Source organism: Clostridium sp. DMHC 10 (genome assembly GCF_001270375.1).
GTDB classification, from domain to species: domain Bacteria; phylum Bacillota; class Clostridia; order Clostridiales; family Clostridiaceae; genus Clostridium_S; species Clostridium_S guangxiense.
The window spans coordinates 723,812-740,158 of the sequence record NZ_LGVB01000015.1; the positions used below are offsets into that span (position 1 = coordinate 723,812).

The 16,347-nt window shown below is 31.8% G+C and carries 16 protein-coding genes, 2 pseudogenes and 1 riboswitch; of the genes and pseudogenes, 9 read left to right on the plus strand and 9 right to left on the minus strand.

The window, feature by feature from the left end:
* Positions 1-10: 10 nt before the first annotated feature.
* From AGR56_RS05355 to AGR56_RS05370, 4 genes are all read right to left on the minus strand, one after another.
* Entirely contained in the window at positions 11-589 is a 579-nt protein-coding gene (locus tag AGR56_RS05355) for a YibE/F family protein (protein WP_084756879.1), read from the minus strand.
* Positions 475-1,185 (minus strand): YibE/F family protein, encoded by a 711-nt coding sequence (locus tag AGR56_RS05360; protein WP_053241415.1) that lies wholly within the window; start codon positions 1,183-1,185, stop codon positions 475-477. The genes AGR56_RS05355 and AGR56_RS05360 overlap by 115 nt, the downstream gene beginning before the upstream one ends.
* A gap of 128 nt (positions 1,186-1,313) precedes the next feature.
* Positions 1,314-2,927, minus strand: a complete 1,614-nt coding sequence (locus AGR56_RS05365) for a fibronectin type III domain-containing protein (RefSeq protein ID WP_053241416.1) — start codon at positions 2,925-2,927, stop codon at positions 1,314-1,316.
* A gap of 139 nt (positions 2,928-3,066) precedes the next feature.
* A complete protein-coding gene (locus AGR56_RS05370; RefSeq protein WP_053241417.1) occupies positions 3,067-4,983 on the minus strand; it encodes a right-handed parallel beta-helix repeat-containing protein in 1,917 nt (638 codons plus the stop codon).
* Positions 4,984-5,102: 119 nt separating this feature from the next.
* Between AGR56_RS05370 and AGR56_RS05375 the strand changes: the two genes are divergently transcribed.
* A complete protein-coding gene (locus AGR56_RS05375) occupies positions 5,103-5,855 on the plus strand; it encodes an AraC family transcriptional regulator (protein ID WP_053241418.1) in 753 nt (250 codons plus the stop codon).
* A gap of 149 nt (positions 5,856-6,004) precedes the next feature.
* Here AGR56_RS05375 and AGR56_RS05380 read toward each other — a convergent pair.
* Positions 6,005-7,398, minus strand: a pseudogene (locus AGR56_RS05380) (amino acid permease).
* Positions 7,399-8,068: 670 nt separating this feature from the next.
* A riboswitch (glycine riboswitch) is annotated at positions 8,069-8,156 on the minus strand.
* Positions 8,157-8,586: 430 nt separating this feature from the next.
* Here AGR56_RS05380 and AGR56_RS05385 point away from each other — a divergent pair.
* The 3 genes from AGR56_RS05385 (at position 8,587) to AGR56_RS05395 (ending at position 10,248) form a co-directional block, all read left to right on the plus strand.
* Complete coding sequence (locus AGR56_RS05385) at positions 8,587-8,796, plus strand: hypothetical protein (protein ID WP_053241419.1); 210 nt, start codon at positions 8,587-8,589, stop codon at positions 8,794-8,796.
* 222 nt (positions 8,797-9,018) lie between these two features.
* The gene (locus AGR56_RS05390; RefSeq protein WP_053241420.1) at positions 9,019-9,603 is read left to right on the plus strand and encodes a DNA-3-methyladenine glycosylase I; all 585 of its coding nucleotides are present in this window, start codon (positions 9,019-9,021) and stop codon (positions 9,601-9,603) included.
* Positions 9,604-9,924: 321 nt separating this feature from the next.
* Positions 9,925-10,248 carry a DUF4164 family protein gene (locus AGR56_RS05395; protein WP_053241421.1) on the plus strand — a complete coding sequence of 108 codons (324 nt, stop codon included), beginning with the start codon at positions 9,925-9,927 and terminating at the stop codon, positions 10,246-10,248.
* Between the two features lie 152 nt (positions 10,249-10,400).
* Here AGR56_RS05395 and AGR56_RS05400 read toward each other — a convergent pair whose 3' ends face one another.
* Positions 10,401-11,036, minus strand: a complete 636-nt coding sequence (locus AGR56_RS05400; RefSeq protein WP_053241422.1) for a TetR/AcrR family transcriptional regulator — start codon at positions 11,034-11,036, stop codon at positions 10,401-10,403.
* A 174-nt stretch (positions 11,037-11,210) separates the two neighbouring features.
* On the opposite strand from AGR56_RS05400, the gene AGR56_RS05405 reads away from it, so the two are divergent.
* From AGR56_RS05405 to AGR56_RS05415, 4 genes are all read left to right on the plus strand, one after another.
* On the plus strand, positions 11,211-12,881 hold the full coding sequence (locus AGR56_RS05405) for a DHA2 family efflux MFS transporter permease subunit (protein WP_053241423.1): 1,671 nt from the start codon (positions 11,211-11,213) through the stop codon (positions 12,879-12,881).
* A gap of 81 nt (positions 12,882-12,962) precedes the next feature.
* Positions 12,963-13,265, plus strand: coding sequence for a class I SAM-dependent methyltransferase (locus tag AGR56_RS23245; protein ID WP_347460391.1), 303 nt, complete (start codon positions 12,963-12,965; stop codon positions 13,263-13,265).
* On the plus strand, positions 13,219-13,569 hold the full coding sequence (locus AGR56_RS23250; protein ID WP_347460392.1) for a hypothetical protein: 351 nt from the start codon (positions 13,219-13,221) through the stop codon (positions 13,567-13,569). The genes AGR56_RS23245 and AGR56_RS23250 overlap by 47 nt, the downstream gene beginning before the upstream one ends.
* A gap of 61 nt (positions 13,570-13,630) precedes the next feature.
* Positions 13,631-14,206 (plus strand): hypothetical protein, encoded by a 576-nt coding sequence (locus tag AGR56_RS05415; protein WP_053241424.1) that lies wholly within the window; start codon positions 13,631-13,633, stop codon positions 14,204-14,206.
* Positions 14,207-14,277: 71 nt separating this feature from the next.
* Here the strand turns inward: AGR56_RS05415 and AGR56_RS05420 are convergent, their stop codons facing one another.
* The 3 genes from AGR56_RS05420 to AGR56_RS21415 are packed head-to-tail and all read right to left on the minus strand — an operon-like array spanning position 14,278 to position 15,772.
* The gene (locus AGR56_RS05420; RefSeq protein WP_053241425.1) at positions 14,278-14,949 is read right to left on the minus strand and encodes an isoprenylcysteine carboxylmethyltransferase family protein; all 672 of its coding nucleotides are present in this window, start codon (positions 14,947-14,949) and stop codon (positions 14,278-14,280) included.
* A gap of 21 nt (positions 14,950-14,970) precedes the next feature.
* Complete coding sequence (locus tag AGR56_RS21410) at positions 14,971-15,360, minus strand: hypothetical protein (protein ID WP_242851324.1); 390 nt, start codon at positions 15,358-15,360, stop codon at positions 14,971-14,973.
* Positions 15,323-15,772: a MerR family transcriptional regulator gene (locus AGR56_RS21415; protein WP_242851325.1), complete on the minus strand. Its 450-nt coding sequence runs from the start codon at positions 15,770-15,772 to the stop codon at positions 15,323-15,325. Before AGR56_RS21415 ends, AGR56_RS21410 begins: the two co-directional genes overlap by 38 nt.
* A 474-nt stretch (positions 15,773-16,246) precedes the next feature.
* Between AGR56_RS21415 and AGR56_RS23255 the strand changes: the two are divergent.
* Positions 16,247-16,336 (plus strand): annotated as a pseudogene (locus AGR56_RS23255) (SEC-C metal-binding domain-containing protein); the annotation flags it as partial.
* Positions 16,337-16,347 lie beyond the last annotated feature (11 nt).

Sequence of the window (16,347 nt, forward strand, 5' to 3'; positions counted from 1 at the left end):
AACCATTCCTTTATAGCTTATCCTTGTAAAATAAGGGTAAAAAATTTGCCGAAATGAAGGACACAAGTGGCACTGTAAAAATTACAGCAAAACTTCCTGAAATAGCCTGTACAATCTCAATAGCAATAGTGTTTGAATTAAAAATTTGGTAATAGTTCATATTATAAGCGTAAATAAGAATAAGCATATTGAGTGAAGTACCTGTAAATGCAAGAATAAGAGTATTTGCCATTGTTCCCATCATATCGCGTCCAACATTAATTCCAGATTTGAAAAGCAGCTTTGAATTGAACTTGTGGTTGACCATATAGATTTCCTGTACGGATGATGCAATAGAAATTGCAATGTCCATTACAGCACCTAGTGATGAAATAATAATAGCAGAAAACAGGAGCTCATCAACACGTAAACCAGTATGACTAGAGAGAGCCATAAGTGAGTCATATTCAGGCATATTGTAACCAGACAGTGAGGTTAAACGTTGAAAAATAAGTAGAATAAGTGCAGAAAATACAACCCCCAGTACAGTTCCGAGAATAGCTGAAAGGTCTTTACTTCCCATCCAGCTGTTAGCAAAAGCGTAACACATGCGGTAAATATCGCCATAAGCAAAGATGCTGTCACTGGAGAAAAACCATTATATATTAGTGGAATAAAAATAAAGATAACACTTGTAATTGTAAAAACTATACCAATAACCGACTTAAAACCATGTCGTCCGCCAATTAAACATAACGCTATAACAAATAGACCAACAAGAACGTAAAGCCAGACTTCACGGTAGGGACCATATAGAAAAATATTGACGGTCTTGTTTTTGGAATTTCCTGCAGTATTTATTGACACGATGATGTTGTTCCCAGGTTTAAGTAGATAATTTGTATCATAGTTCAGTCCATTTGCAATTTTCATTTCCTTGCCTTTGTATTCGCCAGTTAATATACAAATGGTAATCTGCTGCGAACCTAATAGTAGATTCTTATAATGCTTATCAGGCTCAATATTTTGTGCATCAACAGATATAACACGTGCTTTCTCATAGGAAATGTGATCACCGTTTCCTAGACCATACATGTTATAATAAGAGTTATGCTTGCTAAAAGCATAGGCACATATAACGTATACGAACAGTGCAAATAGCAAAACTATTGTTCTAATTATACTGTTTATTTTATTTTTATCCATAAAATACTCCTACAAATTTATTTTTTATAAGGCCATGTTTTATAAAGTAAAAACAAGATAACTTTATATGCTTTAAAGCACATGAAGCTACTTGTTTTATGTGTCTATAAATAAACCGAAGTTAAGTTTTAATTTAATCTTTTCTTTCTGTAAATAATTGTACCTATGGCTGCAAGAACAATAATTCCTGAAAATCCAGCTAAAGAAATCAAAGCAAAATTACTTGAACTATTATCACCAGTCTTTGGATTCTGTACTTGATTTGTAGTGCTATTTGTAGTGGTATTTCCTGCTGCAGGTGTAGTTGTTTGTCCTGAAGAAGTAGAGGCTTTAGTAATTGTGTAATTATCAATTGATGCTCCTGTGTCAGTACGTACAGTATTTATAGTAAATTTGGAATCGTCCATTGTAACATATGAATAAGTAGGTACGTATTGTTGCCAGAATACGCTGCTGAAAGTATGATCTGATGTGCTCTTAAAATCATAGTATTTACTTCCACTACCAGAATCAAGAGTAAAGTATACTGTACCTTTTGGATTTGTTACAGCATTTGTTTTTGTAGTATTAACAGGAACGCCACCATACATCTGGAAGGTTCTAGTATATTCATGATCATGTCCCTGAAGAACAATGTCAATGCCATATTTGTCCATTAGTTTAGGCCAAGTCTTACGTACTGTCATAATTGGGTCATCAGCAGATGAACTATCAGAGTGATTTGCTTCACTATAAGCAGATTGATGCCATGCTGCAACTTTCCATTTTACATTAGGGTTAGCTGCAATTGCCTGCTGCATAAATTGATCATGAGCTGCTGTATCAAGAGCGTCATTAGCATTTAGTACCATAAAGAGCACATTGCCATAAGTGAACCAGTAATCACCGTCATTATTGTCAACGCTGCTGTTTGATGTTTGCCCTAATGAGGAAAGATTCGGATGATTATAGTGAAAATTGTAGTAAGTTCCCATTTGATGATCGTGATTGCCTTCAAATGCAACAAGCGGATAGTTCTGAAAAAAGTTTTGAGTTGAATCAGGATTGAAAAACGCTTTATATTCATCTTGCTGTTTTGAGAGATCGTCATAATTATTTACTTGATCACCAAGTGAAAATAGAAAATTAATAGAAGGGTGATTTGAAGTAACTTCTTTAAGTGTATTACTCCAACCGGTTTTATCATCTGCTAAGCTAGCATGAGGAAGTGATGAGTGCTTATTGCTGTCAAACGCACCAATTTGAGGATCTCCAAAAACTGCAAAACTAAAGCCGCTATTTGGATTACCAGTAGTGAAAGAGTAATTGGCACTCCAAGTTGTTCCATCTCCAACACGATAAATGTATTTTGTTGAAGGAGCTAAACCAGTAGCAGTAGCTCTATTGGTATATTCATTTTTACCAGTTACACTGTCTACTGCTGGCTGATTTGGGTTTCCAGGCTTATCCTCAACACTTGCGGTAGCTGTTACGGGAGTACTTGTTCCAGCGATTATAGAATTTGAAGGAAATTGACCATTTTGTACATCGTTTGCTTTTGCAATTTGCAATTTAGATCCATTGTTATAGACGCTAAACCAATTGAAACGCATTTGAGATGCATTAGTTCCAATTTGAAAATTAATATTATAAGGTGTGTTAGCTATGTCAGCGGCTTTCACAAGGTTTTTTGGACATGCCAACAGTAGAGCAGGTATAATTCCAAGTAAGACTAGGCTTTTTCGTTTATTAGTTCTTTTCATTAATGTTCCCCCTCAATTCTTAAAATTGTAAGTTTGTTACAAAGAATATAGTATAGGAAATACATTAAAAGAAAATTATGCAAATGTTAAATATAGGTTAAGAAGCCAAACCTTGTTTAAAGCGTACTCAATAAGTGAATCACCAAACTTTAATATAATTTTTACCTTTTTTCAAAAGTGAAATTGGTCCTAATGAATTTTTGAAAGCTTTCTGCACGTCTAGAAAATCATTATCTAGGATTACAGCACTACCATCTGGATTTTCAAATTCAGCATCAACGATACGTACCCGAGTTAATGTTGCTGTGGATTGAACTTCGCCGAGAATATTCTCGAAGCTTTCTGGAAATTCACAGAAAAGATATACTTCTTCTCCTTTATCAATAATACGGAAGTTTGGGTTAAAACTTTTATCAACAAGATTATAATTTTCTCTTTCAAATGACTCTGCTCCATTGAAATATGCGTTGTTATTAATGTAAACAGGTTGTTCTACTAATACAAATTCTTCAAGATCTCCAGGCTTTTTATTGACTTTTTCCATGTATTCTTTTAATGACGTTGTATAATTTTTATAATGAGATGTTCCAATACCCTCTAGACCATCTTTTCCAATGAAGATATTATTGTAGAAACGATCATCTCCACCGTAAACAAATGAAAAACCTGCGATTTTAGTACTATGTGGAAGGTGATATTGTGTGGAACGATCTAACCCTTTCCATTGAGCCATCTTACCGCAGATTAGATTGTTGATATATGCTCCGCCTTGTGATGCATTATCTATGCTGTGTTCAGAAGCCAAGATATTATGATCTACAATATATGGTCCGTGGCTTATTTCCACAAATAAATCACGATTATTGTTATAGAATAGGTTCTTGCTGATCCTTGTTCCTTGTGTCTGCCAATCTGACCACAAGCCTAAAGAGCAGTCATGAATGCGGTTATGATGAATCTGGACATCTATGGCTGCATGAAGCTTGATTCCTGCAATTTCATAACCGTAGAATTCACGTTTTAGAGCAATATTGTAAATATGGTTGTGATGGATTTCACTAAAGATACATCCTAAGTGACCTACAATCCCATTTTGACCGCAATCATAGATGGTATTGTTACGTATAATATGGGAACCAATTTTTTCCTTGCTCCAACCATTTCGTTCAGCAGAAAAGACAGCTTCTAACTGGTATTGATATCCAGGCTTATCTTTACGAATAGAACGGTAGTTATTCCCTGTGGAGGCCTCTTTACCAATGCTGATAGCACTGCATTTTGCATCATGAATGACATTGTTTTCAATAATCCAACCTTTACTCCAATTTGCACCAATTAGTCCCGGCTGATCTGCTGTCGGAGGCGCCCATGGTGTTGCTGCATGTGCCATTTCAAAGCCTCTTACAGTTATATAATCAATACCTGTTTCTTTAGGATAGAAACAAGATCTACGCACATTTATTTCAACAAATTCTTTGTTTGGATCAGCACCCTGGAAATTTGCATAAATAGTTGTATTATCAGCATCCTTTTCTGTAAACCAAACATATTTCGTTTGTTCTCGATTGTGGACAGGGACAATTTTTTGTGTCCAGTTATCCAATATTTCTGTTCTGATACTTGGATTAAGCAGTTGTTCATAACGACTGACCTCATAAAAAGACATGCCATTTAGATAGACATCCCCTAAATGCTTGGTTTCTTCAGTTTTGACGAGCCAATCTCCAAACACTTCTTTTACATATGGATTATAGTCACCGAAAAATGTATTCGGAAGTACTACTTTCCATACATTTCCCTCAATATGCTGCCAATCTTGAATGTGCTCTGAGCCTTTGATAACTACTTTTTCACCTTCTGCGGACTCATAAATAATCCTTCTTTTATTGCTTAATCCTTTGTATCTTGGGTTTACCCATTCACGATATATCCCTTCATGGACGGTAACTGTGTCTCCAGCAATAGCAACAGAAGCCGCTTTATTTATTGTTAGAAATGGATCTTGCGTAGTTCCTTGACCTTGATCAGAACCGGTTTTTGCTACATGATATTCCATAATTTTAAATCCTCCTTGAATTCGTTTTCTTTTATTATAAGAAATAGGAGTTGTTAGTTCTATTCAAAATGTAGTATACTTTAAGACAATATTTGTGTTTTTTATTAGGAGAAAAAATTATGGTGTTTTTTGAAAAGCATGGAGTTTGTGAAAAAGAATTGTTTAGGTCTTTTCCATTAAGGAATTATCATTTTCCACTTCATTTTCACCGGGCATATGAGCTAATCTTTGTCAATGATGGGCAGTTATCTGTATCTATTGATCAAAAAGAATATCTGATTAAGAAAAATGATTTGGTATTTATTTTTAATAATCAGCTGCATGAATTTAAGACTATTGATTATTCCGAGATTACGATTATCCTTTTCTCACCAGAGCTAATCGGTGATTTTTTCATGAAGTTCAAAGGTGTTATTCCAGATGACAATGTACTGCATTTTGATGGAAAGTTTGATCTGGAAAAAATGAATTGTATATATAGCAAGAAAAGCTTTCTATATGCTGCCTGCGCTGATTTGATAAATCAGACGTTATTTGTTCCCATTGAGCAATCATCTCAAACAAAGGTGCTCTATAAAATTCTGCTTTATATAGAAAAACATTACTTTGCCGATTGCACATTAAAAACCGTTGCAAAACATCTGCAGTACGATTATCCTTATTTATCAAAACTGTTTGTTAAGTTGATGAACATGAGTTTCACTGATTATTTAAATCATTATAGAATTTCACAAGCATGTTATTTACTAAAAAATACCAATCAGTCAATTGATGAAGTTGCAGCCAATTGTGGTTATAACAACTTAAGGACCTTCCATCGCAATTTTAGGAAAATAACCAATCATTCGCCTAAAGAATATCGATCATTATGACTAGACGAAAGTTTGCTAGTATGTTATTGATAGGGGCTGCTCAACTGAAAAAATTGCGAGGCAATCTTAATAGTGAAGTTAAAACCCTTCACTCTAATTAATTCGCAATTTTTTATATTTAGTACAACAGCCCCTTTTTTAGTGTTATTCTATGCTAAATCCGTTTTAACATCTTCTTCATTTTTTGCTTTTGATTTAAGTATCTTGTAGATTCCCCAGAGCATTATAAACCATACAGGTGTTATAAATAGAGCTACACGAGTTTCATTATTAAGTGCCAATGTAACTATAACAAAATCAAAAAATGCTAGAATTATATAGTTGGCGATTGGGTAAAATGGCAGCTTGAATTTGCTTTTAGCAGCAAGCTCAGGGTTAGCTTTGTGATATCTTATATGGCAGATAACTATAATTGCCCAAATGAAGATAAAGCAGAATGTTGATATGCTTGTAATCAGTACAAATACTCCTTCTGGCATAATATAGTTCAAAACAACTGCAATTAAAAGAACAGCTGCAGAAAATATTGTGGCATTAGCAGGTATTTTATGAGAAGTTAAACTTTTCATTGATCTAGGTGCATTATTTTCTTTAGCAAGAGAGTAAACCATACGGCTCGTGCTAAAAATACCGCTGTTACAAGCGGATGCAGCTGATGTTAGTACAACGAAATTTACAATACTTGCTGCTGCTGTAATTCCAACTGCAGCAAATACCTGCACAAATGGGCTTTTATCTGGATTGATTGAATTCCATGGGTATATGCTCATAATAACAGCAAGTGCTCCGATATAGAAAATAATAATTCTAATTGGAATATTGTCAATAGCCCTTGGGATAACATGTTCTGGATTTTCAGTTTCACCAGCTGTAAGTCCTACTAACTCAATTCCAGTAAAAGCAAATACAACCATTTGAAAGGAAAGTATAAAACCGCTCACTCCATTTGGAAATAAACCTCCATGCTTCCAAAGGTTTGCAAAGCTAGATACACCAGCATTTGTAGAAAATCCTTTAATAATCATGAATGTACCAAGTATAATTAGTGCTAAAATTGCAACAACCTTAATTAAGGCAAACCAGAATTCCATTTCACCAAATAGCTTTACTGCGGTAAGATTCATAATTAGCAAAATCACGAGAACTACAAGGCTTGGAATCCATCTAGGTATATTTGGGAACCAGTATTGTACATAAAGTCCAGCGGCAGTTACATCAGCATAGCAAGTGAAATCCAGCAGAACCAGTAGGTCCATCCAGTGATAAATGCTGCTCCGTTTCCAAGATAATCCTGCACAAAGTCCACAAAGGAATGGTAGTTTAAATTAGAAAGCAGTAATTCCCCAAGGGCACGCATAACCAAAAAACAAATTCCACCTGTTATCATATAGGCAAATAAAATAGATGGACCAGCCAAGTGAATGGATCTGCCTGAACCAAGGAATAACCCGGTACCAATTGCACCTCCAATGGCAAGTAATTGAACGTGACGATTTTTTAGTCCTCTTGATAAATTTTCATTTTGTGATTTTAGTTGATCCATTTTATTCCTCCATTTTAGTCAAAAGGCACTTGATATAGATGAAAAACTTGAAAGGTTAAAATTTAGAAAAAATTTTTTTGGTAACATTTTAATTTTGGTAAATTATAGAGTAGAGAGAAAAGAGTAAAGTGATGGATGATTTTCTGCTTTTGCAGAAAATCTAAAACTTGCTGCTGATGCCATTTCAACATAATACCTTATTATGTTCGTTCAGCCAACTGAACATCATTTGTTTTTATATAATTTTAGATTTATCTGACGAAAGGAAGATAATCATCCTTCACTCTACTCTTTGCTCTTAATATTTATAAATTATTTGTAAAACTTACCAAATAGATTTTAAAACTTTAAGGTTTTCTATCTATATAGATAAACCATTTCAACTATTAAAATTCATGTTCACCATAATGTCCAGAAGACAGCATTTTGGTGCAAATAAATTTCAAGTTTCAAGGTGGTTTATCTTTAAAAGCCTTTTACTATAAGTATTTTGTGATTGGAGATACAAATGGGAATAGATAAGATCTAAATGAAGTAACCTATAGGTCATGTGAAAAATATAGATATTCTTTTTTACGAGCCACTCATGAGGTTTTATGTGCGGTACAGTAAAACATGTAGAGTATCCTTTTCACATTCTCTTAGCAATATATTACTTTTGTAAGATATGTTATCTGTCCCTGTCCTTTTACCTGAGAGTTTCACCTTTGCGGCTTGCTCCTTCGGTGCTCTTTAAGAGTCTCTCCAAGGGTTCATCCAATAGCGGTCATCTCTATTTAAATAAATTTATTTAAATACATACCTGAAAGATTTACTTCTTCGGTGAATGGCAATAGCCATAACTCTCCCGCTGTCTTCATCTGAACTATTAAAATTCAATATGTATATACTAATACATATTGAATAGGGGTGCAATAATGCTTTTATTATTTAAATTTCAACAAAATACTCTTCTAATTAAAAAAAACTTATAATAATGGTGATTAAATCATGATATTTGTTATATTATAAGCAAATTTTTAAAATATTATTAATTATTTTATGATTAGGTTTTACCAGTGTCAGTTAAAGCTTTAAATGAAATAGAAGAATTTATAAATGATATATCTTCATATATCCAATTACTTTTACAAAAAGGAATGCTACAGCAGAAGAAAATTCCATATTATAAAAGTAGGGGGGAAAATTATGGAGAGATTTTTTGGTGTTCTTCTTAACTTATTTTTTTTAGCTATAGAAATTAGCTGCGTTATAGGCTCTATAGGACTTATAATAATAATCTGTAATAGAATGGAGGATAATTTGAATATAATTGGAATTCCATTCGCTGTTATAATGGCTGTAATAGGTTTTTGGTTAACTATAACTGATATTGTAAGTATCGTTAAAGATGAATAAGAGTATACAAATATATTGGACAAAGATATTCAAATAAAAGTGTAGATTTTTAGACGTATAAACTGTTGCACAAAGGAGTTAATATAGTATTTAAATGAGCTTCTGGTAAAGAGAGATATAATAATCCTTTATGTTAATATGAAGATTTAATGTAATAGGACATTTAGTTATCTAAATAGAAATGTTATAATAATTCTACTTAGAAATGATTGGAGTGATTATATGGATAATTGTGCATGGCCTGGAAAAAATCAAACAATGCAAGAATATCATGATAAAGAATGGTGTGTATCAAGTTATGATGATAGATATATATTTGAGATGCTTTCGTTGGAGGGAGCTCAGGCGGGGCTATCCTGGAATACTGTGCTTTCTAAAAGGGAGGAGTATAAAAAAGCTTTTAATAATTTCGATATTGTGTATTGTTCAAAGCTTAGTGACGAGGAACTTGAAGAAATAAGACAGAAATATGCTGTAATTAAAAACAAGTTAAAGCTTAAATCAGTAAGAAACAATGCATTAGAAATATTAAAAATACAAGATGAGTTTGGAAGCTTTTCTAATTATTTATGGAAGTATGTAGACTTTAAACCTATTATAAATAATTGGAAAAGTGAAGCTGAAGTTCCAGCAGAAACTGAACTGTCACAGAAAATTAGTAAGGATTTGAAGAAGAGAAACTTTAAATTTGTTGGGCCTCTCATAATTTACTCATTTATGCAGGCGATAGGGATGATTGATGACCATATAATATCATGTCAGTATCATTCTTTTAATATAGATGAACACCTTGAAAGTTTGAAATAACTAATACTAAATTTATCTTGATAAACTGGAATTTCATTCAGAGTACAAAGTACAATTGACACTATTAAGTTTTAAGATTAACCTAAGCGAAGCAAAAGGTAAATCATCCTTAACTGTCGATTGTTCTCTGTCCATTGTCAACTGATTAAATCATACAAAATATTACTTGTAAAATTATAACATCAGCTATTTTAAATTTTTAGGTTGTCTATCTATAATTGATGTGAACTATAGTTAAAAAGTTGGAATAATAAAATATGAATTATAATATTGTAATAATATCAGAAGTAAGATAAAATTATATAAAGCGAGGTGATATTCATGGAAAATGAAATGCTTGAAATATTAAAGAGATTAGAAAGCCGATTCGATAGTGTGGAAAGTAGACTTGACAAAATGGATAACAGGTTTAACATGATCGATGATAGATTTGATAATATGGAAAACAAAATTAGCAATTTAGAAGAAGGACAAAAGAGGATTGAGAAAAAACTTGATGGAGTTCATGAGCAAACTGCTGATTTGACAGAATTTAAAACAGAAACTAAGCAAGGTATTGAAGAAATAAAAAAAGATATTCATACATTGAAAAATGTTACAAGAACAAATTGCTATGATATTGCAGACTTAAAGGCAGTTAATTAATATAATATTATAATTTACATATAGCTTATTATGGCACTTTCTTTAATTTGAGGGTGTATTTTATTATGTATTTAAACATTAAAAAGTGAATAATTTAATTGTAAATAAAATTATTTTATTAAAGGGTGCTGCACTTCATGCAGTACCCTTACTTAAATATCTGCCGTATTTTTTAACAAAGTGCACAGCATTTCTACCGCCTGTTCAATATATAAATCCGTATTTTTAATAGAATTATCATAGAGAACTTGATGACAAACATCATCTATTAGAACATTACAGTAGTGAAGAAATATATCAAAAGCATCTTTATTCTTAAAAGGGATGGAGAGCAGATTGAGTATGTTTCTTGTACGTTCTATACGTGCCTTGGAATCTTTTTTATCTAATAAGGCAATATCCTTATCTAAAAGTTTTAGAGCTGTCATGTCATCATGAAAAAGCTTTGAAAAGTTGTGATGATTCATCATGTCTTTAATAAAAATTTTAAAAATCTTTTTTACATTTTTTATGTCTTTAAAGTCTAATTTCTTGTTTTCTTCCCAAAAACTTTCAGTAGGTTCAAATATATTTTTGCTTATTCTATTTGAAATTTCAATATAAATATCCTTTTTATCGTTAAAATATGTATATACAGATCCTGTGGCAATATTGGCCTCTTTAGCAATATCTGTAGTAGTGGTATTAAAATAACCTTTTTCATTAAAAAGCTTGAAAGCGGCTTCAATAATTTTTTCATATTTTTCAATAGATCTTTTTTGTGTTGGCTTTTTTATTTTTTTCTCCATTATAGTGTACTCCTTTCATAAAATAGAAGCTTTTTTTATTGTATAGCTTAAATAAATTTAAATCAAGACATATTGACTTAAGTAAATTATGATGATAATATATGAAATGAAATTGAATTCAACTTCAACTTTTGAAGCAATTATATCATATATAAGAGAGGAATTGATTTAATTATGAAAAAATCACAAAAAATTTTGGCCTTCATATCGATAGCTATAGCATGTTTTTTAACGGTATTAGATAGTACTATAGTAAATGTTTCCCTTCCAAGCATGGCGACTTACTTTAATACCAATACAACAGGAATATCCTGGGTGAGTACTGCATACTTAATTGCTTTTTCTTCACTGCTTATTAATTTTTCAAAAATAGCAGATATATATGGAAGAAAAAAATTATTTTTAATTGGTCTTGTTTTATTTGGAGCAGCATCAATATTATGTGGACTTGCAAATTCTTTGAATATGCTCATAATTTTTAGAGTCCTTCAAGGAGTAGGTGCTGCTATATTAACACCGCTTTCCATACCACTAGGAATTGAACTATTTGGAAAAAAGGCAATGGCCAAATTAGCAGTTATTGTAGGAATGACAATATCTGTTTCTGCAGCTTCTGGTCCTGTTATTGGTGGTGTTTTAAATGAATATTTTAATTACAGAGCTATATTTTATGTAAATACACCTTTTGTTATTCTTGCATTTATACTTGGAGCACTATACGTTAAAGAATGTTATGATGAAACCATAGAAAAGAAAATAGATTTTATAGGCTGCATTCTTTTAGCAGTTGGCTTAGGTGCTTTGACTTTTTCACTTGTAAAAGGAAATGATTATGGATGGAACAGCACTAGGATAATTCTTATGTTTACAGTTTCAGCAGCAGCTATAATTGCTTTTGTAATATATGAAATGAAAATAAAAAATCCAATGATTGAATTTAGTTTATTTAAAGTTAAGAGTTTTACAGCTTCAATAATTTTAATAGCAGTATTTTTCTTTGCCTACATGCCTGTATCATATTTGCTCAACTTTTATTTTGAAAATACCCTTGGCTATTCAGTTTTAAAAGCAGGTTTAATGATGGGAATTCCAAGTGTGGCAGCACTTATATCAGCACCACTTTTGCCGCTTATAGCTAAAAATATTTCAGATAGAGTTGTATCTTTTGTATCTATAGTTATAGTAGCTGTGGGAAATCTTATGTTTGCCTTTATGAACAACGAAAATCACATGACAATAATTATTACAGCCTTTATACTGCTTGGTATTGGTGTTAGAATTACAACATCACTTTATCAAACTGCTTATGAAGAAATATCAAAGGATAAAAATGCTATGGCATCGGGAATACAAAACAGTTTAAGACAGTTATGTGCATGTATTGCAATAGCTTTGGTATCAACACTCAGCAGTAATTTTATGACCACTGCAGTTCAAAACACAAAGGATAAAATATTAGCGGAGATAAATAGGAGCACAGTTCTTGAAGCACAGGTGAAAACTTCCTTTAATGATAAAATAAAAGCTTCTAATAGCAAAAGTACCAGTGGGATTTCAAAGTCAGCTGTACACACTATATTTATCAGTAAGGAAGCAGGAGTATTAAAAACCGTGCCTGATAAAATGAAAAATACTGTAATTGAAAATTTTAAGATTCAGGAAAAAGAAGTAGATAAAATAATTGATGATGCTTCAAAAGTAAAGGAGGAGGAAAGCTATAAAGTTTATAATAAATGCTTTTTGATAACAGGAATTATATCAATATTTGGTTTGATCGCTGTGCCTTTTAATAAAAAGAAGGAAAATGCTGAAGCTGTTAATAGAGTAGAAACTGTAAATGAATAAATATTGTTTCAAATTTGTACAATTTAATATATAATTGTAGTAATTTTGAGTGAAAAAGTAATAGTAGAAAGAAGGGGCTTTATGAAGCTTATATTTAGACAACCTCAATTGTACAGATTTTTGAATTTTTGCAATGAAGAAGAGTTAGAGAAGACCGTATTGGATTGTGGAGCTGGTGGAAAAATGCCGCCGCTTTCACTTTTTTTACAAAATGGATACAAGACTTATGGTATTGAAATAAGCGATAAGCAAATAGAAAGGGCTGAAGCTTTTTCAAAGGAACATAAGGTTAATCTTAATATTGATAAGGGAGATATGAGAAAGCTTCCTTTTGAAAATGAGTCCTTTAATTATGTTTATTCTTATAATAGTATTTTCATATGAAAAAGCTGATATTAAAATAGCTGTAAATGAAATAAAAAGAGTATTAAAACCAGGAGGACTTTGTCTTGTAAATTTTCTTTCCATAAATGATGAGGACTATGGAAAAGGAGAAAAGGTAGGAGATGGTGAGTTTTTTAGAATTGAGGACGGTGAAAAAATTCTTCATGCTTATTATGATATTAATGAAGCAGAAGAGCACTTTAAGGATATGAAAATATTGTTTAAAGAAAATAGAATTTTAGAGAGAATATATGAAGGACAAAAAATAAAACAGGGGTACATTGATTATATAGTTAAAAGATAGTACATTTTTAGAAATGCAGCATATACTATTTACCATGAGTTTTTATATAAAGGAGTTTTATATGCGTAATAGACAATTTTTCTGTTGCCCATACTATCTTAAGCAAGTTCAATGTCATTCTTTTATTGATTCAAAGTGTAGAAATAAAACACAAAAGTTTGCGGGTTTTAGTGGCACTGCCATGCAGATTGAAGATTTCTATCCAAGTGAAAGTTTAGATGCAGGTTGCTACAAGTTAATGTCACTTGAAGGCAAGGATAAGGAACCTGTAAACTTTGTGATATCACCTGAAACTTATTTTGTTGATCATGAGGTGGTAAAGGTGGGAGATAAAGTAACTGGATTTTATGATGGAAATGCACCTGCCATTCTTATTTATCCTCCACAGTATCCTGCAATTGTTATTGCAAAAAACAAGGAATATCAAAATGTTGTTGTTGATTATTTTAACAAAGAGCTTATAAGCAGCGATGGAAATTTAAAACTAAATATTGCCCCATCTACGGAGATAATTCTGACAAACGATCAGCCTTTTACGAGGTATCCTGGAAATAGAAATCTAATTGTTATCTATGGACCTACAACCAAGAGTATACCTGCTCAAACTACTCCATATAAAATAATTGTTCTTTGCTAAGGCATCTGAAAGAAAATAATAAGCCCATTTTGCGAGATGATTTTGTGTAATATTCAAAGTTATTGATTTACTTACCAAATTAAAGGGATAAGTTTATATGGTGTTTTTAAGCAATAATTTTTATAGCCCTCAAGTTCCTTTAAAAGAGTTTTTTCTTCCCCTTTTATTCTAAATACAATTATAGGTATTATGAAAAGCATAGGTATTAGTGAAAAATAAGACCCCAGTGCAAGAGGCATAAATATAGACATTATTACCATTCCAGAGTACATTGGATGGCGAACTATTGAGTAAGGGAAGGTTGTAATAATCTTTTGCTTATTTTCTACCTGGATAACTGTTGAAGCATAAGTATTTTTCTTAAAAACAAAGAAAATAAAGATGTATGCTGCAAAAAATATAAGATTTGATAGAATTACAACCCATACTAGTTCTTTAGACCAATTAAAGCGAAAATCTATACCAGGAAGAATGAAACCTACAAAATATAGTTTGAAAAATGCCGGAGTTTTTGCTGTTTCTTTTTCCTTAGTTTTTGATCTCCTAGCTAGGAACTCGGGATTTTTTTTAGTAAAATAAACTGCAATAAAAAAAGTTATTAAGGAAAAACCTGCCCATAAAATCCACGCCTGCCAGAAGTTAATTGAACCTGCAGGGAGAAACAAAATAACCCACATAATAATAAGAAGAACTATTGGAAATACATAAACCTTGGCATTTGATTTATTAACATCATTTTTCATTATTATTTCCTCCTCTATAGTTTAGATATTTTTGTATAAGCTGCCTATGTTTTTTTGAGCAGGTGAAAGATAATCATCTGTTAGCTCATTAAGTAAATTTTCATAGGTCATTCCGAAACCAGACTGGTTGCATAATTTTTCTTTAAGAAGAGGTATACTCTTTATAAAATCAGAACCTTCTTTTGCTAAAGCTTCGACCTCTGGATCATCCTCATGCATTTCTTTTAGTTTAGCAAGGCGTTTGCCAAATCCTAAAGCTGTTTTATATTTTTCCGGATGCAGCTTAAAATATTCTACTATTTCTATGAAATTATCTTTATAATCCTTGCCCCACTTGAAATCCTCTATAATGCTAAAAATATTACGCTGCTGCTCAAAAAAGTTCTGTATAACTGTGAATTTGTTTTTCAACTTTGGTAGTTTCCAATATATTTGTTACCATTTCAAAGGTTTCAGATTCAAAGGAAGCTTTTTCAAGAGGTGTTATTTGATGCTTTAGCAGGGTCTCTACCCTAGATAATTGTTCATAAATGCGCTTTTTTTCTTTTAAAAGGTCAGTTTGCAGTGCTTTCAAAATTTCATTTAAATTAGTTTGCTCATTTGCATCTCCTAATATTTCTTTTATCTGCTTTAAATCCAAACCTAAGGTTTTTAGGTGTTTAATCATTAGCATACGTGAAAGTTCTTCTGCTCCATACAAGCGATAACCATTGGGTGAACGCTTTGGTTCTTTAAGTAAACCAATTTTATGATAGTATAAAACAGTTTTTAAAGTGCTTCCAGTTAACTTAACGAAATCACTGATTTTAATTTGATTATCCATTTTCACCATCCCTTCTTTGCTATATTATAGACCCAACCCTTGGGGAGGAGTCAAAGGGAAGTTTAGGTATGACAAATTTTCATTATAGGGTAGAAATATGTAAAAGTTTAAGGAAAATATATAATTCAAATAATTTACGTTATAGGTTATAATATAGTAAGTATATAGCTTAACAGAAATGAGAGGTGTTAAGATTGCCAAATTATAGATTAAAAAGAGATATATTAGAAGTTGTAGACAATCAAATTAGGATAATGATCCTAAGTGTACAAATGAAACTTTGCAAAAGCTGATAAGCATGGGATACATAAAAGAAAAAGCAAAGGAAATGATGCAGCAGTTTTATTAGAAGAACTCTATTATGTTATGAAGGATAAAGAACCATTTGATGAAGAAAGGTATAGTAACAATTTATCAAAATTATTAGGTTATAGTTTGGAAGAAAATTTTGATAATGAAGCTATTTCAATGCCAGTAAGAAATGAAAACAAAATAGGAAGAAATGACCCTTGTCCATGTGGGAGTGGTAAGAAATATAAAAAGTGCTGTGGGAAAAATAAATAGTAACTATTAAA